28 protein-coding genes, 1 tRNA gene and 4 pseudogenes are annotated in these 26,930 nt (G+C 31.3%); 12 read left to right on the top strand and 21 right to left on the bottom strand.

What is annotated here, in order from left to right:
- Positions 1-16: 16 nt before the first annotated feature.
- From nrfA to AC0L5U_RS00375, 5 genes and pseudogenes are all read right to left on the bottom strand, one after another.
- Positions 17-1,515 (bottom strand): annotated as a pseudogene (nrfA, locus tag AC0L5U_RS00395) (ammonia-forming cytochrome c nitrite reductase).
- A gap of 11 nt (positions 1,516-1,526) precedes the next feature.
- A complete protein-coding gene (gene nrfH / locus AC0L5U_RS00390) occupies positions 1,527-2,123 on the bottom strand; it encodes a cytochrome c nitrite reductase small subunit (RefSeq protein ID WP_473414021.1) in 597 nt (198 codons plus the stop codon).
- A gap of 229 nt (positions 2,124-2,352) precedes the next feature.
- Entirely contained in the window at positions 2,353-2,844 is a 492-nt protein-coding gene (locus AC0L5U_RS00385; RefSeq protein WP_473416121.1) for a hypothetical protein, read from the bottom strand.
- Positions 2,742-3,266, bottom strand: coding sequence for a GTPase (locus AC0L5U_RS00380; protein ID WP_473414020.1), 525 nt, complete (start codon positions 3,264-3,266; stop codon positions 2,742-2,744). The genes AC0L5U_RS00385 and AC0L5U_RS00380 overlap by 103 nt, the downstream gene beginning before the upstream one ends.
- Before the next feature lie 5 nt (positions 3,267-3,271).
- Positions 3,272-3,754, bottom strand: coding sequence for a hypothetical protein (locus AC0L5U_RS00375; protein ID WP_473414019.1), 483 nt, complete (start codon positions 3,752-3,754; stop codon positions 3,272-3,274).
- A 295-nt stretch (positions 3,755-4,049) separates the two neighbouring features.
- Here AC0L5U_RS00375 and AC0L5U_RS00370 point away from each other — a divergent pair, with 295 nt between their 5' ends.
- From AC0L5U_RS00370 to AC0L5U_RS00360, 3 genes and pseudogenes are all read left to right on the top strand, one after another.
- The gene (locus AC0L5U_RS00370; protein ID WP_473414018.1) at positions 4,050-4,478 is read left to right on the top strand and encodes a hypothetical protein; all 429 of its coding nucleotides are present in this window, start codon (positions 4,050-4,052) and stop codon (positions 4,476-4,478) included.
- Positions 4,479-4,736: 258 nt separating this feature from the next.
- Positions 4,737-4,952 (top strand): annotated as a pseudogene (locus tag AC0L5U_RS00365) (HYR domain-containing protein); the annotation flags it as partial.
- A 51-nt stretch (positions 4,953-5,003) separates the two neighbouring features.
- Positions 5,004-5,861: a LamG domain-containing protein gene (locus tag AC0L5U_RS00360; RefSeq protein ID WP_473414017.1), complete on the top strand. Its 858-nt coding sequence runs from the start codon at positions 5,004-5,006 to the stop codon at positions 5,859-5,861.
- Between the two features lie 85 nt (positions 5,862-5,946).
- Here AC0L5U_RS00360 and AC0L5U_RS00355 read toward each other — a convergent pair whose 3' ends face one another.
- The 5 genes and pseudogenes from AC0L5U_RS00355 to AC0L5U_RS00335 form a co-directional block, all read right to left on the bottom strand.
- Positions 5,947-6,783, bottom strand: coding sequence for a CvfB family protein (locus AC0L5U_RS00355; protein ID WP_473414015.1), 837 nt, complete (start codon positions 6,781-6,783; stop codon positions 5,947-5,949).
- A gap of 100 nt (positions 6,784-6,883) precedes the next feature.
- Entirely contained in the window at positions 6,884-7,222 is a 339-nt protein-coding gene (locus AC0L5U_RS00350; RefSeq protein WP_473414013.1) for a DUF2853 family protein, read from the bottom strand.
- 88 nt (positions 7,223-7,310) lie between these two features.
- A pseudogene (gene menD / locus AC0L5U_RS00345) lies at positions 7,311-9,069 on the bottom strand (2-succinyl-5-enolpyruvyl-6-hydroxy-3-cyclohexene-1-carboxylic-acid synthase).
- Between the two features lie 53 nt (positions 9,070-9,122).
- Positions 9,123-10,205, bottom strand: a complete 1,083-nt coding sequence (locus AC0L5U_RS00340; protein WP_473414012.1) for a chorismate-binding protein — start codon at positions 10,203-10,205, stop codon at positions 9,123-9,125.
- A 54-nt stretch (positions 10,206-10,259) separates the two neighbouring features.
- The gene (locus tag AC0L5U_RS00335) at positions 10,260-10,685 is read right to left on the bottom strand and encodes a PaaI family thioesterase (protein WP_473414011.1); all 426 of its coding nucleotides are present in this window, start codon (positions 10,683-10,685) and stop codon (positions 10,260-10,262) included.
- A gap of 98 nt (positions 10,686-10,783) precedes the next feature.
- Between AC0L5U_RS00335 and AC0L5U_RS00330 the strand changes: the two genes are divergently transcribed.
- The gene (locus AC0L5U_RS00330; protein WP_473414010.1) at positions 10,784-11,449 is read left to right on the top strand and encodes a GNAT family N-acetyltransferase; all 666 of its coding nucleotides are present in this window, start codon (positions 10,784-10,786) and stop codon (positions 11,447-11,449) included.
- An 11-nt stretch (positions 11,450-11,460) separates the two neighbouring features.
- Here the strand turns inward: AC0L5U_RS00330 and AC0L5U_RS00325 are convergent, their stop codons facing one another.
- Complete coding sequence (locus AC0L5U_RS00325) at positions 11,461-13,224, bottom strand: serine hydrolase (RefSeq protein ID WP_473414009.1); 1,764 nt, start codon at positions 13,222-13,224, stop codon at positions 11,461-11,463.
- Between the two features lie 143 nt (positions 13,225-13,367).
- Between AC0L5U_RS00325 and AC0L5U_RS00320 the strand changes: the two genes are divergently transcribed.
- Positions 13,368-14,234: an AraC family transcriptional regulator gene (locus AC0L5U_RS00320; RefSeq protein WP_473414007.1), complete on the top strand. Its 867-nt coding sequence runs from the start codon at positions 13,368-13,370 to the stop codon at positions 14,232-14,234.
- A gap of 9 nt (positions 14,235-14,243) precedes the next feature.
- Here AC0L5U_RS00320 and AC0L5U_RS00315 read toward each other — a convergent pair whose 3' ends face one another.
- The 4 genes from AC0L5U_RS00315 to AC0L5U_RS00300 are packed head-to-tail and all read right to left on the bottom strand — an operon-like array spanning position 14,244 to position 17,723.
- Positions 14,244-15,392 (bottom strand): DUF418 domain-containing protein, encoded by a 1,149-nt coding sequence (locus AC0L5U_RS00315; RefSeq protein ID WP_473414005.1) that lies wholly within the window; start codon positions 15,390-15,392, stop codon positions 14,244-14,246.
- A 20-nt stretch (positions 15,393-15,412) separates the two neighbouring features.
- Positions 15,413-16,720 (bottom strand): UDP-N-acetylglucosamine 1-carboxyvinyltransferase, encoded by a 1,308-nt coding sequence (murA, locus tag AC0L5U_RS00310; RefSeq protein WP_473414004.1) that lies wholly within the window; start codon positions 16,718-16,720, stop codon positions 15,413-15,415.
- An 8-nt stretch (positions 16,721-16,728) separates the two neighbouring features.
- Positions 16,729-17,370, bottom strand: a complete 642-nt coding sequence (locus AC0L5U_RS00305) for a DUF4290 domain-containing protein (RefSeq protein ID WP_473414003.1) — start codon at positions 17,368-17,370, stop codon at positions 16,729-16,731.
- Positions 17,371-17,429: 59 nt separating this feature from the next.
- The gene (locus AC0L5U_RS00300; protein ID WP_473414001.1) at positions 17,430-17,723 is read right to left on the bottom strand and encodes a DUF493 family protein; all 294 of its coding nucleotides are present in this window, start codon (positions 17,721-17,723) and stop codon (positions 17,430-17,432) included.
- A 78-nt stretch (positions 17,724-17,801) separates the two neighbouring features.
- On the opposite strand from AC0L5U_RS00300, the gene AC0L5U_RS00295 reads away from it, so the two are divergent.
- The 5 genes and pseudogenes from AC0L5U_RS00295 (at position 17,802) to AC0L5U_RS00275 (ending at position 22,348) form a co-directional block, all read left to right on the top strand.
- On the top strand, positions 17,802-18,356 hold the full coding sequence (locus AC0L5U_RS00295) for an AAA family ATPase (protein ID WP_473416120.1): 555 nt from the start codon (positions 17,802-17,804) through the stop codon (positions 18,354-18,356).
- Positions 18,353-20,260, top strand: a complete 1,908-nt coding sequence (locus AC0L5U_RS00290) for a RecQ family ATP-dependent DNA helicase (protein WP_473414000.1) — start codon at positions 18,353-18,355, stop codon at positions 20,258-20,260. The genes AC0L5U_RS00295 and AC0L5U_RS00290 overlap by 4 nt, the downstream gene beginning before the upstream one ends.
- Positions 20,257-21,204 carry a methionyl-tRNA formyltransferase gene (gene fmt / locus AC0L5U_RS00285; protein ID WP_473413999.1) on the top strand — a complete coding sequence of 316 codons (948 nt, stop codon included), beginning with the start codon at positions 20,257-20,259 and terminating at the stop codon, positions 21,202-21,204. The genes AC0L5U_RS00290 and fmt overlap by 4 nt, the downstream gene beginning before the upstream one ends.
- A gap of 187 nt (positions 21,205-21,391) precedes the next feature.
- Positions 21,392-21,664: an HU family DNA-binding protein gene (locus AC0L5U_RS00280; RefSeq protein ID WP_473413998.1), complete on the top strand. Its 273-nt coding sequence runs from the start codon at positions 21,392-21,394 to the stop codon at positions 21,662-21,664.
- Positions 21,665-21,788: 124 nt separating this feature from the next.
- Positions 21,789-22,348: pseudogene (locus AC0L5U_RS00275) on the top strand (YqgE/AlgH family protein).
- On the opposite strand, the gene AC0L5U_RS00270 reads toward AC0L5U_RS00275, so the two are convergent.
- Complete coding sequence (locus AC0L5U_RS00270) at positions 22,345-23,187, bottom strand: aminotransferase class IV (RefSeq protein ID WP_473413996.1); 843 nt, start codon at positions 23,185-23,187, stop codon at positions 22,345-22,347. The pseudogene AC0L5U_RS00275 and the gene AC0L5U_RS00270 overlap by 4 nt on opposite strands.
- Positions 23,188-23,240: 53 nt before the next feature.
- Positions 23,241-23,633: an START-like domain-containing protein gene (locus tag AC0L5U_RS00265; protein ID WP_473413995.1), complete on the bottom strand. Its 393-nt coding sequence runs from the start codon at positions 23,631-23,633 to the stop codon at positions 23,241-23,243.
- Between the two features lie 130 nt (positions 23,634-23,763).
- Here AC0L5U_RS00265 and AC0L5U_RS00260 point away from each other — a divergent pair.
- Both AC0L5U_RS00260 and AC0L5U_RS00255 read left to right on the top strand, forming a co-directional pair.
- Positions 23,764-23,836 (top strand) — tRNA-Met (locus AC0L5U_RS00260).
- Between the two features lie 199 nt (positions 23,837-24,035).
- A complete protein-coding gene (locus AC0L5U_RS00255) occupies positions 24,036-24,254 on the top strand; it encodes a hypothetical protein (RefSeq protein ID WP_473413993.1) in 219 nt (72 codons plus the stop codon).
- Between the two features lie 130 nt (positions 24,255-24,384).
- Here AC0L5U_RS00255 and AC0L5U_RS00250 read toward each other — a convergent pair whose 3' ends face one another.
- The 4 genes from AC0L5U_RS00250 to AC0L5U_RS00235 are packed head-to-tail and all read right to left on the bottom strand — an operon-like array spanning position 24,385 to position 26,846.
- On the bottom strand, positions 24,385-24,519 hold the full coding sequence (locus tag AC0L5U_RS00250) for a hypothetical protein (protein ID WP_473413991.1): 135 nt from the start codon (positions 24,517-24,519) through the stop codon (positions 24,385-24,387).
- A 38-nt stretch (positions 24,520-24,557) separates the two neighbouring features.
- Entirely contained in the window at positions 24,558-25,292 is a 735-nt protein-coding gene (locus AC0L5U_RS00245) for an HsdM family class I SAM-dependent methyltransferase (RefSeq protein ID WP_473413990.1), read from the bottom strand.
- Complete coding sequence (locus AC0L5U_RS00240) at positions 25,285-25,842, bottom strand: type I restriction-modification system subunit M (RefSeq protein ID WP_473413988.1); 558 nt, start codon at positions 25,840-25,842, stop codon at positions 25,285-25,287. Before AC0L5U_RS00240 ends, AC0L5U_RS00245 begins: the two co-directional genes overlap by 8 nt.
- Positions 25,843-25,844: 2 nt before the next feature.
- A complete protein-coding gene (locus AC0L5U_RS00235) occupies positions 25,845-26,846 on the bottom strand; it encodes a hypothetical protein (RefSeq protein WP_473413987.1) in 1,002 nt (333 codons plus the stop codon).
- Positions 26,847-26,930 lie beyond the last annotated feature (84 nt).

Genomic DNA, 26,930 nt, shown 5'->3' with positions numbered 1-26,930 from the left:
AAAAAAGTTATATCAATTATTTAGCAGCAGAAGATACTGAATTAACTGGCATCTTATCTTCTCTGGCCTTAGCTTCTTCTAACCACTTTGGTAATAAATTCTTTTTGAACGCTTCTTTATCAGCATTCAATTTTTCCATATCTAAACCAATGTATTTTTGAGCCTTTTCTTTAGTAGAAATATCTGGCATATCAATAGGTTTGTTGTGTCCTAAATCTGCCAATAATCTTGCTAATTTCACTCTAGCTTCTTGCGCAATAACAAGACCACTACTTAAAACTCTTGCGGTTTCTACAGGTGAATGAAAAGAAGCTCCATGTGACGCTGCTCCATAATCCCAACGCCATTGTCCGTGACGAATATCTGTTAATATTGGTTTCATTTGCGCTTCAGTAGCTCCTAAATCCCAACATTTTTTGGCTTCTAAATGGGCTTTCACTAAAAGTCCTTCTAACTTCAATCTTGTCTCTGATGCTTTACGTTGTCTTTCATAAACATTAGCTATCAATTTATTTGAATCTTCCCTATGACATACTTGACAAGCATTTGATGTGTTATTTAAAGGTGATTGAATATGGTGATCGGTAAATTTTTGTCCACCTTCACTTTTATATGGCATGTGGCAATCTGAACAAGATACACCTCTATCAGCATGCACTCCGGTTACAAAAGTTTCATATCCTGGATGTTGCGCTTTAAGCATTGGTGCTTTACTAACTTTGTGAGTCCAATCTTTAAACTCAAGATTATCATAGTAGTTTTCCATATCTTCAACAGTCATTCCTTCTTCCAAGGAAATACCAAATACGGTGTACCCTCTTTTCCTGGTAAATTCTTATTGAAATAATATTCTACGTGACATTGAGCACAAACCAAAGAACGCATTTCATTATGTGTAGCTTGATTAATATCTTTCCCCATAGCATCGAAAGCTTCCACAAGTGCTGGTCGTGAAATACGGAGCTTCATAGAATTAGGGTCATGACAATCTGCACAACCAATTGGATTTACTACTTCTTCACCTTTATCTGCCCATTTACCGCTATAAAACTCAGCTATACCAATTTCATTCATTAAACGTGGTACATCTGGACTTTTACAGGTCCAACAAGTTGCTGGCATTGGCCCATCTCCTTTTCCTTTTGGTCCTCCTGTTCTTAAAGTATTATGAATATCTTCAATAGCATAAGAGTGTCCTCTGCCTTGATTATAATCTTTTGAAAAACCATAACCAGCAAACAAAATAACTAAATTAGGATCTTCTTCTAAAACATCTCGCATTGCAGAACCGCCTTGCATAGATGCAAACGTTGTATCTGCCGTTTGTAACCAAGATTGATACTCTAAAGGAAAATTTTCTCCCCAAATAGCATTTCTAGGTTCGTTCTCTGCAATATCCACACTAGGTACATATTTGTATTTTGCCTCAGATTTTCTATTGACAATACTAGATGCTAAAAGTCCTAATAGGAAAACTACAATAATGGTTACAATAAATAATACTTTGTTTTTCATTTCTATGGGTATTAATCTTTAATTTCATTTTCCATCCAAGTAGGAATAACAAGTTCTTCTTGGTCAGTTGGTAAAGGTGCTACATTAAATTTTATGGTATTTAAACCATGAACTTTACCATGTGGTACTTGTTTATGGCAACTCCAACATTGGCGTCCTGTTCTATTTTCTCGATGGCCATCAATCCAACCATCGTATTTAGCTTGAGTTACTTGTTGCACATGGCAACGAATACAGTTACTCTGAACAACTTCTTGTGAGGCTTCTTTCATTTCAATAACATCTGGTTCTGCCCGAGCTGTAAAAACTGAGGCATGATATAAGCCATCTTTTGCTTTGAAATAGTATTTATTAAAAACATTATCATGGGGTACATGGCAATCGTTACAATTTGCCCACTCTCTGTGAGAACTGTGCATCCAACTATTGTAAACTGGTGTCATAACATGGCAATTTACACAAGCTTGCGGATCATCAGACATATAAGATGTAATCTTAGACTCCTTCGCCATAAATAAACCCAAACCAATAATTGCACCTATAAAAATAACCGCAGTTGTTCGCCATCTGGATGTTTTCGGTGGTAAAATTTCTCTTTTGGATTTCAATGCGATAGTTGATTAGTTTTAAAGAAATAGTTCTATTTAAATTCTAATCTGAATTTTAACTAAATCTACTGTTCTTAATTAACTTTTCAAATTATACGTGCGAATTTAAAGCTTGTCTAATCTAAAGAATATGACAATTGTCATATATCCTTTTTGTTTATCAATATTTACTTAGAACAATTAAACTAACTCGCTTAAAATCAAAATAAAGCGTAATTATTTAAAAAAATTATTTACCAATACAGAAATTAGCAAATATATTCCCTAATAAATCATCATTAGTAATCTCTCCTGTAATTTCTCCAAAGTGATATAAAGCCTGCCGAATATCAATCGCCAATAAATCTCCGGATAATCCAGATTCTAGCCCATGTTTTACTTTATCTATCTCTTCAAAAGCTTTTAATAATGCATCGTAATGACGAGAATTAGTAACAATAGTATCATTGTTTCTTAAAGCACCTGTATTTAAAAAACTGAGTAATTTATCCTTTAGTTCATCTACTCCAATTTTATGTTTTGCAGATAATGATATAAAATGAGACCTTTCGACTGCACTCAAGGCTAAATCTAATTTTGATTTATCATCTTCAGATAGTTTATCTATCTTATTAGCTATTATAACCAATGGCTTCTGAGGATATTTATTTTTGATTTTTTCAATTTCAACCTTAAAAGTCGAACTTGATGATTCAAAATCGGAAGCATCAAATAAGTAAATAACAACTTGAGCTTGTTCAATTTTTTCAAACGTTTTTTTATTCCTATACTTTCAACAACATCTTTAGTATCTCGAATTCCAGCCGTATCAATAAACCTAAAACCTATACCTCCTATTGAAATTTCATCTTCAATAGTATCTCTGGTGGTTCCTGCAATATCAGAAACTATAGCGCGTTCTTCATTCAATAAAGCATTTAAAAGTGTAGATTTACCAACATTGGGCTCTCCTACAATAGCGACAGGTATTCCATTTTTAATTACATTTCCAACAGCAAAAGAATCTATCAAACGTTTTAAAACAAAATTAATATGTTCTATTAAATTTTTAAATTGAGTTCTATCTGCAAACTCAACATCTTCTTCAGCAAAATCAAGTTCCAATTCAATTAATGACGCAAAATTCAGTAATTCTTCACGCAATTTTGCTATTTCAGAAGAAAACCCCCTCGCATTTGTTGCATTGCAATTTGATGCGATGCTGCATTATCACTCGATATTAAATCAGCAACCGCTTCAGCTTGACTTAAATCTAGTTTTCCATTTAAAAAAGCCCTTAAAGTAAATTCCCCAGCATCTGCCATTCTACAACCTTGCCGCAAAAATAGTTGGATAATTTCCTGTTGTATATAATTTGAACCATGGCAAGATATTTCTATAACATCCTCACCTGTATAAGAATTTGGGTTTTTAAATACTGAAACCAATACCTCATCAATGGTAATAGCGCTATCAACTATATGACCTAAATGAATGGTGTGGGTTTTCTGTTGCCCCAATAGCTTTCCAGAAACAGATTTAAACTGTTTTGAAGCAATAGAAATAGCATCTTTACCAGATAAACGAATAATTGCAATCGCTCCTGCTCCTGAAGGTGTCGCTAATGCAACTATAGTGTCTTGATATATCATGCAACAAAAATAATGAATTTGATATGTTAACCTTCCAAACAAATAACAGAAATATATCTTGATTATACTGTAAGCCTGTAAGTTTTAGACTTTACTCACTTATACTTAACATACTTAAAATCAAATTATTACACTAAAAACACTATGCACTTATAGGATATATTAGCGCTACTTTTTTATTGATTAGTTAAAACATTGTGACTAAATCATTATTTATGTGTCTAAAAAACAACCATTTAAGACTTAAAAAACAATTTTAACCCCCTAGCGCAACGAGGTATAGATTTGCATCAAAATGAAAATTATAGAATCTGATTTTTCAAATCAAATTTTGGCATTTGTTCAAAACAAAATAGGAAACATATTTTTTTTCAATCACTTAGCGGTTGTAGAAATTAATGAAGGTATTCATATTGATAATAGCAATGTTTCTTTTATCATCGATGAGATTAAATCATACTTTGGTGAATCTAAACCCTATGGCGTAATAGCGAATAGAATTAATTCCTATTCCGTTAATTTATTAGATGCTCCAAAATTTAGAGAAAAGGCTACGAATTTAGGAGCATATGGTGTAGTAGGTCATGATCTTGCCGCAAAAATGAATGCTGAGTTAGAAAATGATTTTTGTATTTCTGAAAATGTAAATTATGATAATATTATAGATGCAATAAACAATGTTTATAATAAGTTGAAGAATAGTAGTTTGTTCTCTTTTAACTAGACAACAACTAAACATATGATTTTAATCGTCTGATTACAAGATTCTTAATATTAAAATATTTTTAAAAACACTATTCCACTCAACTATAATAATAGCACATATGTTATAAACAATAAAACATTTGATAAGCTTAAAGTCTTTATTAACTCATAACTTAGTTTTTTCAAAAAAAATAAAATGTTATGATATTAAAAAAGAAAGTTGTGCAATTGTTATTTTTATCACTTACTCTCTTAGCAACAGCTTGTAGCAGTAGCAATCCAAGCGACGACAACGAAAAAAGAAATAAAAGATACTGTAAACCCAACAATTAGCTGTCCATCTAACATTAATGAAACTATTGATGTTTTTTCGAGCGGTAAAGAAATCACATATACTGAACCTATTGGTAGTGATAATAAAGATGGAGCAGTTACTACTCAAATTGCTGGAATAAAGTCTGGTAGATTTTTTCCAGAGGGTACTACAACAAATACATTTGAGGTTAAAGATGCTGCTGGAAATACTGCTACATGTAGTTTTGATGTGGTTATAACAAAAAATGCACCTTCAGCAAGTTTACCTTATTTTATGAACCTTAACCCTACTCCTGCTGGAAAAAAATGGACTAAACTTGATAATCTTTCGGATGAATTTGATGGAGCCACATTTGATGACACGAAATGGCACAGAGATCCTGCAAACGATCCATTTGGATGGTATGGTAGACCTCCAGCATTATTTGAATCAGATAATGTATCAGTTAGTGATGGTAATTTAAATATTACTGTTGAAAAGTTTGCTTCTCCAAAGACTGTAAACAACACATCATGGACCCATGGAGGAGCTATTCTTCGCTCTAAAATTAAGGCAAAACATGGGCAATATTATGAATGTAGAATGAAAGCAAATAAAACGGTTATGTCCTCCACGTTTTGGATAGCATTTCCACAAAATTGCAGTACAGGACCAATTAGGAAACTTGAGCTAGATATACAAGAGTGTGTGGGGAGAACTCATAGCGGAACACAAGCTTGGGCAAATGGTTGGGACGCTGTATACCACTCAAACACTTGGAGACATAATAGAACATGCGACACAGAGGTTAATGAATCTAAACAATCACCTGGGAAAAGAAATCTTGATGAGAAAAACCACTCTAGATTTTTTGTTTATGGGTGTTGGTGGAAATCACCAACTGAAATTTTGTTTTACTTAGATGGTGAATACGTTTATAGTATTACGCCTCCTACTGATTTTGATTTGGAAGGTCATATTACTATGGCTATTGAGACTTATGATTGGAACCCAATAGATGCAAATAATATTTTTGAAACTGGATCTGTGGATGATAGAACTACCAAATATGACTGGGTTAGAACTTGGAAATTAGAAGATGAATAAAAACTCTTAATAATAAATTTTACACAAAAAAAGCTCAACTAAATTGGTTGAGCTTTTTTTGTTTTTTTATAAAATGGTAAACATTCTATAAATTTTCAACTAAATAAATACCATCTTGTTTAATGTCTATTTGGCGTTCTTTATACAAACTTCCAACAGCTTTTTTAAAGCTCTTTTTACTCATTTGAAGTGTGTTTTTTATAGCTTCAGGGCTGGATTTATCTGTTAAATTAAGAAAACCACTATTATCTTCTAATTCTTGTAAAATACGTTCAGAATTTGGCTCAATATTTCTATAACCAATTTTTTCTAAAACAATATCTAGTTTATTACCTGGCCTAATTTTTTTTACGATGCCTTTTAACTTATCCCCTACACTAATATCTTTAAAAATATTATTTTTAAAGATAAGTCCTGAATGTTTTCTATTTACAATAACGTTCCAACCTAAATCGGAAGGATGTGATACAATTAAATCTACTTCTTCAAATTCAGTAACAGTTAATTCCTTGTTATCCAAAAAACGATTGGTTTTACTTGAAGCAACTAACCTCTCAGTTTTTTCATCTAAATAACAATATACCAAATACCAACCACCAGATTTCATGTTAAATGCTTGCTCACTAAATGGGCAAAATAATTCCTTAACTAAACCCCAATCTAAAAAAGCACCAAAATCGGTAACTTGATTACACCTTAACAATGCAAATTCATCTTTTTTGATATAAGGCATATCGGTAGATGCCACCAAACGTTCTTCATTATCTAAATAAACAAAAACATCTATTTTGTCCCAAATCTTAAATGCCTCGGGCACATATCTATTGGGAAGTAATACTTCATTATCATCTCCATCAATTAAATAGATACCGTGATCAGTTTCACGAAGTATTTCAAGGGTATTAATTTGTCCTAATTCCATAGGATGCAAAGTTATAACATTAGGTAATGACTACTAAATTAATACGCATAAAAAAAGCGTTACTAAATTGCAACGCTTTAAAATGTTATATGTCGTTCTACTAGTAAACAGACTCTTTACCAAAATGCTTAGTCAATAAATAATATACAACAGCTCTATATTTATTACGGTTAGATTTTCCGTATGTTTCCATAACAGAAGCAATACCTTCATCCAATTTTGCACTATCGCTTAATCCTAATTTTTTAATTAAGAAATTGTTTTTTACAGTTGCTAATTCAGAATCATCAGATCCTGAAACAGTTGAAGCATCAGCATTATAAATTGATGGTCCACAACCAATTGTAACTTTAGTTAATAAATCCATGTCAGCGTTAACACCACATTTGTCTTTTAAATCTGCAGCATATTTAGCAATAAGATCGTCACGTTTACTCATGATAAAAATGTTTTTTAAGGTTAATAATTACTATCTCTAAAGATAACTATTTTTTAGACACGTTAACATATGTAAAGTCACATTAACGCTATTTTATATATTTAAAATAGTCTAACAATACTTCATCATTACTATTTTTAGGTGTAAGTACCTCTAATAATTTAGGTTTATTGGAAACATCAAAAAATGAATTTAAGTTTTCCTTTAATTGGTTTTCTTCGTAAACAGCAACATATTCAAAATTGAACATCTTACACAAATGCTCGGCAGTTAATTGGTGATTCGTTTCAAAATACCTATCAAAATTCTCGGTGTTTTTATGTCCTGGAAGAATTCTAAAAATGCCACCACCTTGGTTATTTACCACTATTATTCTAAAGTTGTTCGGGATATAATTGTTCCAAAGTGCATTGCTATCGTATAAAAAGCTTAAATCTCCTGTAATAAACGTAGTTTGTTTTTCATGAGTAACAGCACATCCAATAGCTGTAGATGTACTACCATCAATACCGCTAGTGCCACGGTTACAATATACTTCAATTGTTTTATCAATACTAAACAATTGTGCATAGCGAATTGTAGAGCTGTTTCCTAATTGCAAAATAGTATTACTCGGAATAGTTTTTAAAATTGCATCAAAAACCAAAAAATCACTAAACGGAATTTCCCTTAAATACTGTTCATGTCTTTTTAACCTGTGCGCTTTAATCTTTGTCCAAAAGTTTTTGTAATCACTTTTTTTATAATGTGAAATCATTGGCAAAAAGAGCTCAAAAAATTGCTGAGGAGAAGTTTCAATATGTTTTGTTAGACTGAAAAACGTATCATTTGCTTTCTTTTCGTCTACATGCCAATGTTGTTTTGGTTTGAATTTTCGTAAAAGTGCTTTTATCTTTTTTGATACAATTAAACCACCAAAAGTCATTAAAATATCTGGTTGCAATTGTTTTTGTTCTTCTTCTGTTAACGGAGCAATAATTTGATCAATACTGGGAAAAAAACTTTTTTTCTGTAGGTTGGATGTTGTTTCGGTAAATACAATAACACTATCATCATTAGAGAATTCATCTAATAATTTTTTATCAATTTCATTGGGATGATTCACACCAACTAAAATCATTTTTTTGAAGCTGCAGTCCAATCTTCATAACATTCCTTCAAAATAGTACCATCAATGCCATTATCTTTAATGTTAAATTCTAACACCTTTGGAGTTACAGAAAGCTCATCAACAGTTTCGTATAAAGGTTCATCGAAGGGTATATTGATATGTACTGGGCCATTTTTAAATTTCGCTAAATTAATGGCTGTATTTATTTCATGTTCATTGTAATCTTGAATACCTTTTTGCAATCCTAGAAAACGTTCTAACTTATTCTCCAAATTTTTCATGATAGGCAAATCTTCATGGAGTGGCACGTTTTTTTCGTCTTTTAAATCCAACTTCAAATTTGCTGAATATAAAATATGATTCTTAAAAACATCTTTCTGATTGATGGTTTGTCCGTCTCCAATTCCAATCAAATGTTTTGGTCTATCAGCTGATAATACTACTAACGGGATATCGCTGTAAAATGCTTCTGCAATTGCTGGATAATAATTCAACAATGCACTTCCTGAAGTACAAACTACTGCAGTTGGTACTTTTAATTGTTGGGCAATTCCCATTGCAAAAAAAGCAGCGCAACGCTCATCTACAATACTATAACATTTAAAAAAGGGTCGTTGGTAAAACCAATAGTTAATGGTGCATTTCGGCTACCAGGCGAGATTATTATATGTTTAATATGTTTCGCTTTGCACAACTGAATAACGGTTTGTGCTAGCGGAATTTTAGGATAGGTCATTTAACTTCTAAATCTTAGAGCGAAATTAAGAAATCACAATCAAAAAAGTTAAATTATAACACCTTTTTAACCACCATAGATTTTGAAACCGTTTCCTCCCATTCGCTTTCAGGATTTGATGTTTCTGTGATTCCACCACCTACATAAATTTGAGCATTGTTAGCTTTAAGTTGTACACAACGTAAATTCACGTAAAGCTGCGTAGATTTTTGTTTTAATGTGTATGCTCTATTTTCAATATTACGTTTTCCTGTTCTGGGTTTTACATTAGTTTCAAAATTCAATTCGCCTAAAAAACCTGTGTAGAATTCACGATTATAATTTTCATTTTTTAATATGAATTGTTTTGCTGCAACTTTAGGCAAACCACAAACGGCAGGCGTTGGATGTATACTTCTTAATAGCTCTTCAAACTTTAAAGTTTGCGGATTAAGTGTTCCTTTTATTTGAGTACGCAGATGTAATAAATTACCAGCTTTAACAGTTTCTAATTCTGAAACTTTAATATTATCGACTGTTGATTTTATATTATCCAAAATAAAATCAGTTACAAATTTTTGTTCTTGTAATTCTTTGTTTTCCCAAGTAACATTTTGTGTACCATTATAGTTTTGTGTGCCTGCCAATGCCATAATTGAAAATAGGCGCCCTTCAATTTTTAACAATGTTTCTGGCGTTGCACCTAACCATAATCCAACTTTTGGATGGTACCAACAATACACAAATGCAGAAACATAATGCGATAAAAGGTTTTTAAAAATTGAAATTAGATTGTTGTTTTCAAGTGCTACAGTTTCTTGACGAGATAGTACTACTTTTTGAAACTCATTACTTTTAATGGCTTCAACACCTTTTTTTACGAGGTTGACGTGTTGTTCTTTAGACTCTTTGTGGATTTCTGGCTTTGCAGGAATAACAGGTTCCTGAAGCGTCTTTAATACTTTAGAATTGACGTCATTCAGATATAAAACTTCAGAACTTTCTAAAGGCAATAAAACACTATCCTCACTATCATCAAATGGAGAAAACACAAATCCAGTTTCTTCAAAATGGTTTGTTATGTGTAATGTATCATCATTTTGAAATATCGCTTTTATAGCAACTTTATTTGGTTTTCTGTAGACTACAAAAGGCAATTGATTTTGATACTGTTCTGTAATACGTTCAAAAAAGAATTTGATGTCATCTACCTATTTTTTCTTAGGTAATGTAATGGTTGACAATCTACATATAGAAATTAAATTGTCATCATCATCAGTCACTTTAATATCCAATAATTGAGTGGTTCTACCTTTATGAATAAACGTTGCTTTTGCATAAATAAAACCTTCAGTAACACTTTTTAAATGGTTAGCAGTAATTTCTATACCTCTTACAAAATAGGTTTCCAAATCTGTAAAAATATGTGATGCAAAACTTCCAACACTTTCGGCTAAAGCAGCGGTAGCACCACCATGTAATACACCATCGGGTTGGTGAACTCTAAAATTTACTGGCATTTTAGCAACTAAAAAATCATCCCCAAAATCGATAATCTCGATATGTAGCGTTTCCATTAAGGTATTTTTACAAGCTTTATTTGCTTGTGCTATAACGTCCTCTTTTGATAATTGCATTGAAATACTGTATTTTTATTGGCAGATGTAAAAATACAAAATGCTCAGATAATTAGAATGAATAATTAAAGAGATTACTACCAGCTCAGTAATTACAAATGAAAATACCAACTTTAGAAAATAAACGTGTAAAACTCACGCTTTTAGATTTAGAAAACTATAAGCAGTTAACAAAAATTTCGCAACAAGAAAATTTGGTACAATATTCTCCAAGTAAGATTGATACGCCCGAAGATTTAAAAAATTATGTAAAAACAGCTATAGATTGGTATCACAATAAAACAGCTATTCCTTTTATCATTTTTGACAAAAAAACAAATACCTATGCTGGAACTTCTAGGTATATGAATATAAGTTGGCATCATAAGGTTCTCGAAATTGGTGCAACTTGGATTGGGCGTGAATTTCAAGGTACAGGATTAAATATGAATACGAAGTTTTTAATGCTACAATATGCATTTGAAGTTTTAGAGTTTGATAAAGTTGAGTTTAGAGTTGATGAGCGTAACATTGTTTCTAGAAAAGCTGTTGAGAAAATTGGAGGAACTTTTGAAGGATTATTACGTAAAAATACGCTCATGTTGGATGGTTTTAAACGTAGCACTTGCTGTTATGGAATTTTGCGAGAAGAATGGGATGTAATTAAGAATATTTTTTTCTTTAGTCTTAGGAAGGTTTGCGCGCTAATTATCTTGTTAAAAAAGTATCCATTACAACATAAAAAAACACCTTCCAAAAAGGAAAGTGTTTATATTGTTAGATAAATTTTAGTAAACTATTCCTCAACACGTTTACCAGTAATTTCTCGTCCTCCTTGTAAAAGTGTTACACTATCAATATCACCAGCATCATTTTTATTAAATGTTAACTGTGCATCAACAACTTTTAAATAAAATACTGTTTGAGATTTAGGAAAAATATCAAACATAGGTTGTCCTGTAGCTTGAGCTTTTAATTGCCCCCTCTCTTTAGTAACAGTTATGATAAAACTAGGCATTAATTGATATGAACCGGTGTAGGATTCTAAAATTTCATCTGCCACAACAACTTCCTTTTCCAAATCACTCACATCATCACCCAACTCTTTTAAATTTTTAATTGCACCTTGATTATTGGGATTCAATTCTACTGATTTTCTATAATTCTTAATAGCTAAATCTTTCTTATCTAAATTCATCAACGCCTCAGCATAACTATCATATACATTTGAGGATTTAGGAAAGGATTCAATATTCAACTTAAAAATTTCGGCAGCTTCAGTTATTTTTTCAGCCTTCATTAATTCATATCCCATACTATTCATTTCCCCTTCATTTAAATTATATAAATCAGAATCTTTGATGGTATTATAGCGTGCTATTCCTGCATCAATTCCCTTTTCATTTATAATACTTAATAATTCATCTGCAATCGACTTTTTTGGCATATTATATGGTTTTCCATTAAGAATTCCTCTAATAGCCCTAGTCATTTGATTAAGAGGTGCACCACCAGTATTATTTAAAAGTACCACCAAAGATTTATCTGAGGGTGTTCTTGATATATTTGTATTAAAACCATTAATACCACCACCATGTCCTATGGTATAGATACTATCTTTTGATTTTCCAATTTTACTATATCCAACACCCCATCCATAAGCATAATGGCTATTTCTCCAAGCAGAAATTTGAGGCTTAAAATATAAATCCATGTACTTTTTAGGCAATAATTTGTTGGTATATAATGCTTGATCCCACAGGTATAAATCTTCAACAGTTGAATACAAAGAACCCGCTGCATAAGGAATAGACATATCTAAGTAATTAGAATTGATAAACGCTTTTCCTCTTTTCTCATAACCTGTCGCTCTATTTTTTAAAATATCTTTATGATTATCATACCCAGAGTCATTCATATTTAATGGTTTAAAAATCTTCTCATGAAGGAGTTCTTCATAGGTTTTTCCAGATAATTTTTCAATAATAACGCCTAATAAAAAATACCCTGAATTACTGTAACTAAACTTTTCTCCTGGCTGAAAATCTAGAGTTTTGTATGCAAACTTTTCTACAAATTCATTGGGTTTGTATGCATTTCGACTTTCCTCTTTAAAGAACTTAGGAAAAGATGTGTAATTTGGTATTCCTGAGGTATGCGTTAATAAATGATGCGTTGTTATTTTATCCCCTTTAGATTCAGGATAATCAGGAAGATACTTGGTAATTGGTGCTTGTAAATCTAATTTGCTATCAGTAGCCAATTGTAATATCAACATTGCCGTAAACTGTTTGGTAATAGAACCTAAACGATGTTTTGTATTTGGCGCATTAGGTATATCCCATTCCATATTTGCCATCCCAAAACCTTTTTTATAGATAACTTTACCTTGGTCAGCAACAAGCACGGAACCATTAAACTTACCATACTCGACATATTTGTTTACAAGCTGGTCTATTTGCTCCACTTTGGTTTGTGAGAAAGCAAGATTACAGATAACCATTAGTGTTATTATTAAAACACTCTTTTTTGATACTAAAAATTTAGAAATTGATTTCATGATATATTTTTGATTGATTTTAGATTTCAAATATGAGACGGTAAATTACTCCCTTAAGTTACATAAAAATTGATTATTTTATATATGGAGAATTTAGCAAGATTGGAAAAGTAGTTATCTTACTTTCTGAATACATTTGTTGCATGGAAAAAACACAGAAACAAACTAATAAGGATTTTTACGAGCAAAAACTAAATGTAATTATTGAGTTTATCAATACAAATTTAGATAGTAAAATAGACCTTAAAACACTTGCTGAGATTTCACATTTTTCACCGTTTCATTTTCATAGAATAACAAGAGCACTTTTAGGAGAACCCATTGGCGCATATATTTCTAGAACACGACTTAAAACTGCTGCAAAAATGATTAGATATGCTTCTGAGGATATTGAAACCATTGCTTATCAAGTAGGCTTTGAAACACCTTCATCTTTATCAAAAGCATTTAAAAATCATTTTGGAGTATCGCCTTCAGAATATAGAAAAAACAAATCATTCACTTTCAAAAAAACGAACACTATGAAAACTACACTAAATATTAAAAAACCAAAAATTTTAGAAATTGAAGACAAAAAATGTCTGTATCTGCGACTGCAAGGTGCGTATCAAACTTTAGATTATACATCTGCTTGGACAAAATTATGGGGACAAGTAAAAGTACAAAAGCTATTTACTAAGGGGATTCAACACATAGGATTGCCGCACGATGATCCAAAAATTACCGACGAAAAAAATATAAGATATGATGCTTGTTTAATAATTCATAAAGACGCAAAACCTAGAAGAGATATTGGCGTAAAAACTTTAAAAGGCGGTAAATTCGCGATGTTTTTATATCAAGGTTCTTATAAAAACTTTGAGCAGGTGTATAACTATATGTTCAACGATTGGTTACTCTCTACGGATTATGAGTTACGTGATGAACCTGTAAGGGAACGCTACATTAGCAATCCAGAACGTGTTTCCGAAGAAAAATTAAAAACTGAATTTTATATTCCTATTAAATAAATTAGTATGCTAAAACTTCATCCAAGTTAATTTACGCCACAGCATTTCTAATGGCCCCTGTCCATATTTTTTTAACCACCATGATGATAATTTCATTTGAAATATTAGAACAACGATACCAATGCACAAAGTAATTAACGAACCGCAATATTTATGCAAACCAAATCCCCAACCATAATATAATATAGATCCTATAATAGACATGAGAATATAGTTTGTTAAGCCTAATCGTCCAAAATCTGAAAATCTAGCAATCCAAACCCTACCTTCATTGTGTCTCCATATAACAATTATAAATGCTAGCATTGCAAACATTATAGACAGTTTTGAGTAAACAGTAATAATTGATCCCAAGAGACTTTTAGCCGTTTTATCTTCAATTTGATTTATCCAAGAAAACTCAATTAAATTGAACACCAACCAAACCACTAAACTTATCGATAAAATAGTGTACCAATATTTTATGGGCTTTTCAGTAATGGCTTTAATTTTACTAAAATAAACCCCTAGAAAAAATAATCCTGGGATCGTAAAAAAGCGTCCAACATTCCAAGACCATACCAAAGTGCCTTGATAACCAGTAGTAAAATTCATTTTTAAAACATCAATAAATGAACCTTCTGCTAATATTGCATTAGCATTAACTTTAGGATAAGGCATTCTAAAATTATATAAACCTGAATCTATAAAATAGGTGCTTAAAGCGTAAATATTCAAAGGATTAAGAAGTAATACAACTGAAAGTAATAAAAGTAATTTTTTATTTAAGTAAGGAGAAATAATTAATGGCAAGCCTATTACAGCATACATCGCCAAAATATCGCCTCTAAAAAAAACTACATGAAAAATTCCAAAAAGAAATAACAAAAACATGCGCCAGAAGTGTCTCAAAAAATACGATTCTCCTCTGTTTTTTCTATTCTCATGAATAATCCAAAAACTAACTCCAAAAAGTAATGAAAAGAGCGCAAATGCCTTTCCAGCTATTAACATAAAAATTTTATCCCAAACCCAAGTATCAATATTGATTAGCCAACTAGTGGTATAGCCTGGTTTTTTGTAAAAATCAAAATGCTCTATATGGTGTATTAGTAATATTCCAGAAATGGCCAGACCTCGTAAAACATCAATAATAACTATTCTACTTTTTGCTGCCATAAATTAATTATCACATACTACTAAACCCGTTCAATCTTAGCCCCAATAACACGTAAACGATCATCGATATTTTCATAACCACGATCTATCTGTTCTATATTTTGAATGGTAGATGTTCCTTTTGCAGAAAGGGCAGCAATTAATAACGAAACTCCTGCTCTAATATCAGGAGACGTCATGGTTGTTGCCTTTAATGTAGATTTAAAATCGTGCCCAATAACCGTAGCTCTGTGCGGGTCGCAAAGTATAATTTTCGCTCCCATATCAATCAGTTTGTCCACGAAGAACAAACGACTTTCAAACATTTTTTGGTGTATTAACACACTTCCTCTTGCTTGCGTAGCCACAACCAAAATAATACTCAATAAATCTGGCGTAAACCCTGGCCATGGTGCATCAGAAATTGTTAAGATAGAACCATCAATAAAACTTTGGATTTCATAACCATCGCTATGCGCAGGGATATGAATATCATCTCCTTGCTTTTCAACAGTAATTCCTAATTTTCTGAACACATTCGGAATGACACCTAAATCGTTCCAGCTTACATTTTTAATGGTTAACTCACTTTTTGTCATTGCAGCAAGTCCAATCCAACTTCCAATTTCAATCATATCTGGAAGCATTGTGTGGTCTGTACCACCTAGACTTTCAACACCATCAATAATTAACATATTAGAACCAACACCGCTAATTTTAGCTCCCATTCTGTTCAGCATTTTACACAATTGCTGTAAATATGGTTCGCATGCAGCGTTGTAAATTGTAGTTTGTCCTTCGGCTAAAACCGCAGCCATCACAATATTAGCAGTACCAGTTACCGAAGCTTCCTCAAGCAACATATAAGTACCTTTTAGTTTTTTAGCTTCAACACCGTAAAACTGTTCTTCTCTACTATAACCAAATTTTGCGCCTAATTTAATAAGTCCTTCAAAATGAGTATCTAAACGACGACGCCCAATTTTATCGCCTCCCGGTTTAGGAATATAACCTTTACCAAAACGGGCCAACAACGGACCAACTATCATAATAGAACCACGTAATCCGCGACCATCAATTTTGAATTGATCTGATTCTAAATATTTTAAATCAACTGTATCTGCTTGAAAAGAATATGCGCCTTTAGAAAGATTTTCAACTTTAACACCTAACTTCTTCAACAATGAAATAAGTTTATTGACATCTATAATATCTGGAATGTTGTTGATGGTAACTTTCTCTGGAGTCAATAAAACTGCACAAAGAATTTGTAATGCTTCATTTTTTGCACCTTGAGGTTGAATGCTGCCTTTTAGCTGATGACCTCCTTCAATTTTGAATGTTCCCATAGGTAAATTTAGTAGCGTTTTCTCTGACGATTGTTAGAATTCTTCTTCTTTTTGTTGTTATTATTACTGTATTTACCTTTAGAACGTAATAAGTTACTAGAATCTGATAAATCTTCCTTAGAATTTCTCAAATCTATTTTCCCGTTAGATAATTCAAACAAATGACTAAAAATTACTGCATCCTCTACAGTATCTTTATTCCAGTTTAAGAAACACTTTTTCATGTGGTTTGCAATGGTGTAAAGCAGAGCTTCTTTTAATTCTCCATCTTCCCACGTGTTAGCTACATCAATCATCGTTTTAATATTGTTTCCGTAAAAACGATACTTTGGGAAATTTTGAGGATATTCTAGAGGAGCTGGACGTTCTGCCAACAACTCTTTTGATGGCTTTGGATACGGGGAATCAACATCTAATTCGAAATTAGACATGATAAACAATTGATCCCATAATTTATGCTGAAAATCTGGAACATCACGAAAATGAGGTTGTAAATTACCCATTACAGATATGATGGCTTTTGCCAATTTCTCGCGCTCTTCTTTAGTTTCTCTTGTTTTTGCATGGTTTATCATTTTCTGAAGATGACGTCCATACTCTGGAATTATTAAATGCTCTCGCTCTGTATTGTATTCTAAATTATCAATCAAAATATAAGTGTGGTATTAAAATTCTATGAAGTTGTAATGCTGCAAAATACGAAAAAAAACTAAAGGCTAATAACTCCTTCTACCTTTTCTGCAACCTCTTTATATTTAGCGATTACAGCATCGGGATTTTCCATTCTTACGTTAATTGAAACGCTAGTGTATTTACCATTTTTAGATTCAACTTTGTTAATTACAGCTCCCATATTATTAAAAAGAGACTCTACTTTAGCAATTTTAGCTGTATCAGTTTTAACAATAAACTTGTATAAATACTCACTTGGCCATAACGCAGTATCGTATAGCTGATCTTTTAATTTTTTGTAAAATTCGTCTGAATTTGGAGGTATGCTCATTGCCAATTTTTAAGATGCAAATATACTACTTAGTTTTCATTTTTTTTAAAGCAATTAAATTCCGAATTTTACAATCAAATTCAAATTATTTTAAGCATCGAAAAAATTGTAATTACTGGCGGACCAGGAACTGGAAAGTCTACTATTATTAACGAATTAATTAGAAGAAATTATACCTGTCTTGAAGAAATATCCAGGCAATTGATTTTAGATGCTCAAAAAGAAGGGATTGACCAATTGTTTTTAACCAATCCGCTATTATTTAGTGAGTTACTTTTAAAAGGACGTTTAGAGCAATTTCAAACTTCAGAAACCTTAAATAGTGACATCGTTTTTTTTGACAGAGGCATTCCAGATGTTTTAGCATACATGAACTACGTTGGAGATAATTATCCTAATCTTTTTATTGAAACTACAAAACAATCTGTTTACAATACCGTTTTCATTTTAAAACCTTGGAAAGCAATTTACACAAGTGATAACGAACGCTATGAAAATTTTTCTCAAGCTAAAGAAATCCATGAGCATTTGTTAAACACCTATACAAATTACAATTACACGCCAATTGATGTACCTTTTGGAACTGTTGTAGAACGTACCGATTTCATTTTAAATTACTTAAATATAGAATGAGCCAGCATCCCATAAACATACTAGAGCGCTATTGGAAATTTACATCTTTTCGGCCTTTACAAGAAGATATTATTAATGCTGTAATTAAAGGCGAAGATACGTTTGCCCTTTTACCAACTGGTGGTGGAAAATCATTATGCTTTCAAATTCCTGCTTTGGCGAAAGATGGTATTTGTATTGTAATTTCTCCGCTTATTGCTTTAATGAAAGATCAAGTAAAAAACTTAAATCACAAAGGTATCAAGGCAATTGCGCTTACAAGTGGTATTCGTAAAACTGAGATAGACACACTTTTAGATAATTGTATTTACGGAAATTACAAGTTTTTATACCTCTCACCAGAACGCTTAGAACAAGAATTAGTACAAGAACGCATTCGCCAAATGAATGTAAACATAATTGCTGTTGACGAAGCACATTGTATCTCACAATGGGGAAATGATTTTAGACCAGCCTACAAAAACATTGTAAAACTACGACAGTTACAACCAACTGCAAATGTGATTGCGCTAACTGCAACTGCTAAGCCTAAAATTGTTGACGATATTACCAAACAACTTGATTTTATCAATCCTAAAATTTTCAGACAATCGTTTTTCAGACCCAATCTTGGGTATATGGTTTTATATGAAGAGGATAAATATTATCGATTAGAAACTATTCTAAAAAAATATACAGCATCTTCAATTATATATGTTAGAAACCGAAAAGCAACTTTAGAAATTAGTTCGCATCTGGAATCTAGAGGTATTACATCTACTTTTTATCATGGCGGATTAAATGCCACAGAAAAAGATAAAAACATGAACGCTTGGGTAAACAACCAAAAACAGGTTATGGTTGCTACAAACGCTTTTGGTATGGGTATTGATAAACCTGATGTAAAGACGGTAATTCATTTAAATTTGCCCGAAAGTATTGAAAGTTACTTTCAAGAAGCAGGTCGTGTTGGCAGAAACGGAGAAAAAGCATTCGCTATCATTTTGAAAAACAATAGTGATGAAGCCTTAGTAAAAAATCAGTTTTTAAAAGTTTTGGCAACAGTTGAAAGTGTAAAACTGGTGTATCGGAAATTATGTAATTATTTTCAAATTTCATATGGCGAAGGTCAATATACTTCGCATGATTTTGATTTTAACATGTTCTGTAAAACTTACGATTTTAATGGCATTTTATGTTACAATGCATTGTTGGTTTTAGACAGAAATAGCATTATCAATTTATCAAATCAATTTAAAAACAAAGTCTTAGTTCAATTCTTAGCTCCAAATAACATAATTTTCAAATACTTAGAAAAGCATACAGGTTTTGAAACTATCGTAAAATCGATATTAAGAAGTTATGGCGGTATTTTTGATCATCAAACTGATATTAACACTTTAAAAATGGCTGATAAAGCTTCTGTATCAGAACATATTATCATCCAAACATTACAGCAATTAGATAAAGATGAAATTATTACTCTAAATCATACAAAAACTGATGCGCAAATCACTTTTATTGAACCACGAGAGGATGACAAAACCATCAACCGAATTGCTTCAATTATAAAACAACAAAATAAACTTAAAGAAGAACAGGTAAGTGCAGTAATTAATTATATTAAAAACGATGATGTTTGCAAAAGCATGCAGCTTTTGAGTTATTTTGGAGAAAAAGATTTGAACCCTTGTGGAATTTGTTCGGTGTGTTCTAATAAAAAATCAAAAAATACTGAATTAAGTTTAGAGGATATCAAAAAACAAATTATTCAACTTTTAGAGTCAGGCGATGTATCATCGAGAGTTATAACTCAAACTATAGGTTGTAATGATGCACAAACAAAACAAGTTTTAAGGAAGCTTCTAGAACACAACATTATAACGATTACAAAAACAAACACATATAAATTAAGCCATTTATGAGGGATTTAAGAATTGTATTTATGGGTACGCCCGATTTTGCCGTTGCTACATTAAAAGCATTGGTAGAACACCATTATAATATAGTAGGCGTTATTACCGCTCCTGATAGACCTGCAGGCAGAGGTAGAAAACTTAACGAAAGTGCCGTAAAGCAATACGCAAAAGATAAAGGGCTTACTATTTTACAGCCTACAAACTTAAAAAATGATGATTTTATTAAGGAATTAAAAGATTTAAATGCAAACCTACAAATAGTGGTTGCTTTTAGAATGTTACCAAAAGTTGTTTGGCAAATGCCAGAATATGGTACATTTAATTTACACGCTTCACTCCTACCAAATTACCGTGGTGCTGCACCTATAAATTGGGCTGTTATAAATGGAGAAACTAAAACTGGAGTATCTACTTTCTTTATAGACGAAAAAATTGATACAGGTGAAATGATTCTTCAAAAGGAAATAGAAATAGGTCCAAAAGAAAACGCAGGAAGTCTTCATGATAAATTAATGGCTCTAGGAAGTGATTTGGTTATTAAAACTGTAAAATCTATTAAAAGCGGACATCTAACTACAACACCCCAAATAGAAACTGAAGATATTAAGACAGCTTATAAACTAAATAAGAATAATTGTAAAATTGATTGGCAAGCTTCTATAGATGAAATTTACAATCACATTCGTGGATTGTCTCCTTACCCTGCCGCTTGGTGCAAATTAATTAATGGCCAAGAAACTTTAGATATAAAGATATATGGTGCAGAAAAAGAAATTGAATCTCACAATCACAATACTGGTACAATTATTTCAACAAAGAAAACCTTAAAAGTTTCAGTTGCAGAAGGGTACATAAATATCTTAAAAATAAAGCTCCCTGGAAAGAAATTGATGGATGCAAAATCACTTTTAAATGGGTATCAATTTGAAGTTGATGCAAAAATGCTCTGAACCCCTATCAATGTTGATATCATAAAATATCGTTAAAATGCACATCCTTTATTAACAAATGATATAAGTTATCAACAAAACCTTGTTTTTCCCTTGCTATTACTTGCATGAAAGCATAATCCGTATAAATTTGTAAAGGATTTAACAAAAAAGTTTAACCAATTTATTAATAATTAAAATTTACATTATGAACAAAACAGATTTAATTGATGCAATGGCAGAACACGCAGGAATCACTAAAGCAGCTGCTAAAAAGGCTTTAGAATGTGCACTTATTGAAATAGAAGGTGCTTTACAAAAAGGAAACAGAGTTTCTTTAGTTGGTTTTGGTTCTTGGTCAGTTTCTAGAAGATCTGCAAGAGACGGAAGAAACCCACAAACTGGTGCAACAATCAAAATCAAAGCTAAAAACGTAGTTAAGTTTAAAGCTGGATCTGATTTATCAAGTGCTGTAAACTAAGTTTTAGTTACAGAAAAAAATAGAAAATGCCTCCCATATTTGGGAGGCATTTTTTTATGGGCTTATAAAAAGTTGGATTTTTAATAAAATAATCTTAGATTTAGTTACTAATTCAATTAAACGCATGACAAGTATAGAACCAAAGAAAGGTGATTTGTTAATAGCAGAACCTGCCATAATTGGAGATGTTTCTTTTAACCGTTCTATTGTCTTACTAGCAGACCATTCAGATGAAGGCTCTATTGGTTTTATTTTAAACAAACCCTTAGAATATACTATTAGCGATTTAATTCCCGAAGTTGAAGCCTCTTTTAAAGTATATAATGGCGGTCCTGTAGAACAGGATAACTTGTATTTTATTCATAAAGTGCCACAGCTTATTCCTGATAGTATTGAAATATCACTTGGTATTTATTGGGGAGGAGATTTTAACAAAGTAGCTGAACTCATTATTGCAAATACTATTAACGAAAACGATATTCGGTTCTTTTTAGGTTATTCTGGTTGGGACTCAGACCAGTTAAATAATGAGCTTAAAGCTAATTCTTGGTTGGTTTCAGAAAATATTTATAAAAAAATATCATCGAGAAAGATTACCAATCTTTTTGGAAAGAAAAAATGCTAGAATTAGGTGGTGAGTATAGTATTTGGTCTAATGCTCCAGAAAATCCAAATTATAATTAACCTATTCTTACTGAAATATTAAGCTGTTGCACAAGTTCTGTAGCTACTTTAGTTTCAAATTTCTTTTTCCTATATTTTGAAATTGATTGTATACCAGCAATTACATTGGTAATAAATAATTCATCTGCTTTTTGTAATTCAAATGGAGATATAGAAGTTTCTTCTAAAGTATAACTCGTCTTTTTATCAATTATGTTAATTAATTGAGTTCTCATTACACCTTTTAAACACCCATCAAGTAATGGCGGTGTTTTTATAGTATTACCTTTTACTAAAAACAAATTACCATTTAGTGCTTCAACTATATTCTTATTCGTATTTAATAAGAGACAATTATCAAGTTCATTTTCCTTGGCAAAAATACTTCCAATAACATTTATCGCTTTATTGTTCGTTTTTAAAGTAGATAATAATGTTGGAGCAACGTAATAATCTTTAAATAAATCGACTTCGTATTTTCGTTCATTCAATTCGAAAATAGCATTACTTAAAGGTTTTACACTAATATTAAAACCTATAGTATTTTGTTGCGGCAAATACAAACCGCCCTCATTTCTATGCACTATTAACTTTACTCTAGCATTATCGTTTAGAAGATTGTTCGCATCTAAAGTACTTTTGATATGTGCTTCAAGATATTCCATTGTAAAATTCATTGGAATTTCCATACGCATTATTCGCATTGAAGCCATTAGTCTAAAATAGTGATCTTCCCAAAATAATAGTTTTCCGATAGCTACTTTTATCGTTTCAAAAAGCGCATCTCCATAAGCATAACCACGATTATTAATCGAAATTTGAGTAGTATCTTCTAAAATAGTTCCATTAAAATTTGTCATAAAAAGAGTCCCGAAGTAAATTCGAGACAAATATAATGTTAATATACCTTTTCCTAAACAGAACCTAATACTTGTTTTAAATCTGAAATTTGATTTGTCCAAAGCATTTTAGCTTCATCAATTTCATCATCTTCAGCAAAATCTGTTACCATTAACGAGACATCTTTTGTAATTTCATCTACTTGGATTCTGATTTCGAAATAACAAGTTGCTCCATCTTCCTCATCTTCTAACCATCTGAATTTAACACGTTCTCCGCTTTTCTTGGTCAATAATTTAGCTTGCTCTTCACTATCATCCCAAATAAAAGTAAATAACTCTCCACGAGAATTTACATTATCTGAAAACCACTCAGATAAACCAGAAGGTGTTGATATATATTGATATAATAATTGTGGCGAAGCATGAATAGGAAACTCTATCTCAAATTTAACTTTATCGTCCATAAATGTGTAAAAGATTTGTGTTGCTCAATATATACATTAATTGATAAGATTTACAATTATTTATGATAATATTTTAATTAAGTTATGTTTGCAGGCGTTAATTTTGTTATTATATTTGCAACCTCAAAATGGCGAGGTAGCTCAGTTGGTTAGAGCGTCGGATTCATAACCCGGAGGTCGGGGGATCGTGCCCCCTCTCGCTACAAAGGAAAACCCAAGATTTTTATCTTGGGTTTTTTATTAGGTACAACATAGGTACAACATTTTGTATTCCTTAATAGATCAACTTATTACAATAAAAATTCCAAATTATAAATATCAAACTCTTTTCTAGTCAATCTTCAAAATATCTATTGAACTAATAAGATTAACTTTCTTAGTCGCAAAAACGGTTTTATCGCTGTGGTCGAGCTAATAAATTTTAATTTTGAAAATGACCCCGAGGGAGTTATTGCAGAAGCTGTATCCTATATGGTTGAATCATTGGATACAACGACTGACATGTTCCCAGATATGCTTTTAAAAAATTTGTATGACAAGACAAATATCCGTGATGTTTTATTGAACAAAGTTTTTATGTGTGAATGTTCTATTGTCTATACACTAGACTTACAACAATAAAGACTAAATATTGCGATTCCATACCCTGAACCAGTTCGAGTCCAGTTCTCGCACATGCAAAACACGTAATTCATTAATTTTAAAATGATTACATGTTTTTTAATTTTAATATTTATGTATTATTATAATTTTACTTTTCAAGACTCTTAACAACTTCTTTAAAACTAACTAAAGCACTCTCTAGGCTATCAATTATTTCTTGAGCTAAAATTTCAGGTTCAGGCAAACTATCTAAATCAATATAACTATCATCCCTAAGCCACAAAATATCAAAATTTGTTTTATCTCTGGATTTGATTTCCTTTAAAGAGTACTTTCTAAATCTGCCTTTTTGATTAACAGAACTCCATGATTCTTTTGTTTTTTTCTATCTTTAGAATGATAACAATCAACAAAATCTTTTAGGTGCTCAAACAGTAAAGGATACTTTTTTAAAGTATGATGCACATTTGTCCTGTAATCATAAAACCATATATCTTTAGTCTTTTTTCCATTCTCTAAAAAAAGAACATTCACTTTAACTCCATTTGCATAAAATATACCTGTTGGTAACCTTAATATAGTATGAAGGTTTGTCTTTTCTAGTAGTTCTTTTCTAATTATTTCACCTGCGCCTCCTTCAAATAAAACATTGTCAGGTAGTACTATTGCAGCTCTTCCTCTTTCTTCAAGCATGGTGATAATGTGTTGAACAAAACACAGCTGCTTATTGCTTGTTGTTGTCCAAAAATCCTCACGAAATTTATACCCATCCTGTTCTGCTAATTTTTTATCATTGGTAATTGAATAACTACTGCTCTTTCCAAAAGGAGGGTTAGCTAATACAATATTAACTTTTTTATTTTTGGATTCTATTAAACTATCTTCAAGTTTTATCTCTGGTGTCTCTTGTAAGTCTCCTATGCCATGTAGAAACATATTCATCAAACACAGTCGTACTGTCGATGGAACTATTTCATTACCATCGAAAGTTTTTGATTTTAAAAACTCTTGCTTTATAGGGTCTTTTTTTATTTCATTTGAATAATTTTCATTCAAATACTCTAATGCTCCTAAAAAAACCTCCAGTCCCACACGTAGGATCAGAAATAGTCTCCCCTGGTTTTGGCTGAATACATTCTGCCATTGTTTTTATAATTGGGCGAGGCGTAAAATACTGTCCAGCACCGCTACTTTCGGCACTCTTTTGTAACAAAGACTCATAAATATCTCCTTTAATGTCTGATGAATCTGAAGCCCATTTTTCTTCATTTATTAAATGTATAAGCTTTTCAAGTTTATAAGGGTCGTGAATTTTATTTTGAGCACCATTAAATATGTTAGTTAACATCCCTCCAGATTTGGCTAATTTTTTTAATGCGTCTATATAATTTTTTCTAGCCCTTCTATTGGGTGATTTAAAAAAATTCCAATTGCAATCTTCAGGGATATTAAAATTCCTATTGTAAGGCGGACTAGAAAATTCATCTGCTATTTTTAAAAACAGTAAATATGTGATTTGCTCTAGATAGTCACCATATTCTATCCCATCATCTCTAAGCGTATCACAAAAAGACCATATTTTTTGAACTAAACTATTACTACTCATTGTTAAGCTGGTTTGTTTATTGATTTCATTAATAGGGAATAAAAAACATGATTGTCACATTCATAAAAATATCTAAATAATGAAGATTTTACAATATATCTTTTTTGTAATCTATTTTTATTATATCTATCAAAATGCTTTTTAAAATGCCCTTTTAATTCTAAACTATTATTAATTTTTATTCCGTAATCTCTTAATTCATCTTCAAATTCTCCTAACCAAGTTTTATAATCAACATTTAAAACTTCATTAATATATCTTGATTTTATTTCATAGACTTTATCCCAAGTCTTAGTCATGTCATTATCTGGTATAAACTTAATCATCCATTCACCTTTTAAATTATTCGTATCGGTATTTGGAAGAATAGAATGATTAAAATCTATTTGGATATCTATAAAATTTGAAAAAGGGTAGATAAATACTCTTCTTACATTTAGTGTTTCATCTGTGTAGAAAACATCTTTACTATGCTTAAATTTTTGATTACATTCTGAACAAGATGGGGCTATGTTTTTTAAATTTATTGAAGAAATAGGGTAGTCTCCTTTAAACGCAATATGGTCATAATCACTTCTATATGACAATGGGTTTGGCAATTGGTTTACTCCACAAAAAGCACAGGTTTTAATTAATTGATTTTCAAAAAACTCTTTATAATGTTCATCAATTTCCCAAGCATTTGTTTTAAGACTATCCCACAGAGCAATCATTAATTCCTTAAATGAGTCATTCCCTATTATTCTAGAAATATTTGATTTATGTAAAATTTTAACATCAACATTTTCATCTTCAAAATATAAATGTAAATCTTTAGAAAATAAAATCAGTTTATAAAATTCATCTTTTAATGGTTGGTCAAGTTTTTTATAAGTATCAAAAAATGATTTGAATTTAGTAGTTAAATTTTTATTCTCTCGTCTATTTGGGGCAATAGCTCCTTGGTCATTTAAAAAACTATCTGCAAAAAATGCTGAAGGTTTAAACCCCCTATTAGCAGGCACAAATCTAATTTTCCTAATAAAAACTAAAAAATGCTGATTCAATTTGTGCATTCTATGTTTTTTAATAAAATGGTATTTATACAA

The sequence above is a fragment of the Jejuia sp. G7-7 genome (assembly GCF_055808955.1).
This window is presented reverse-complemented; position numbering and strand designations above follow the sequence as displayed.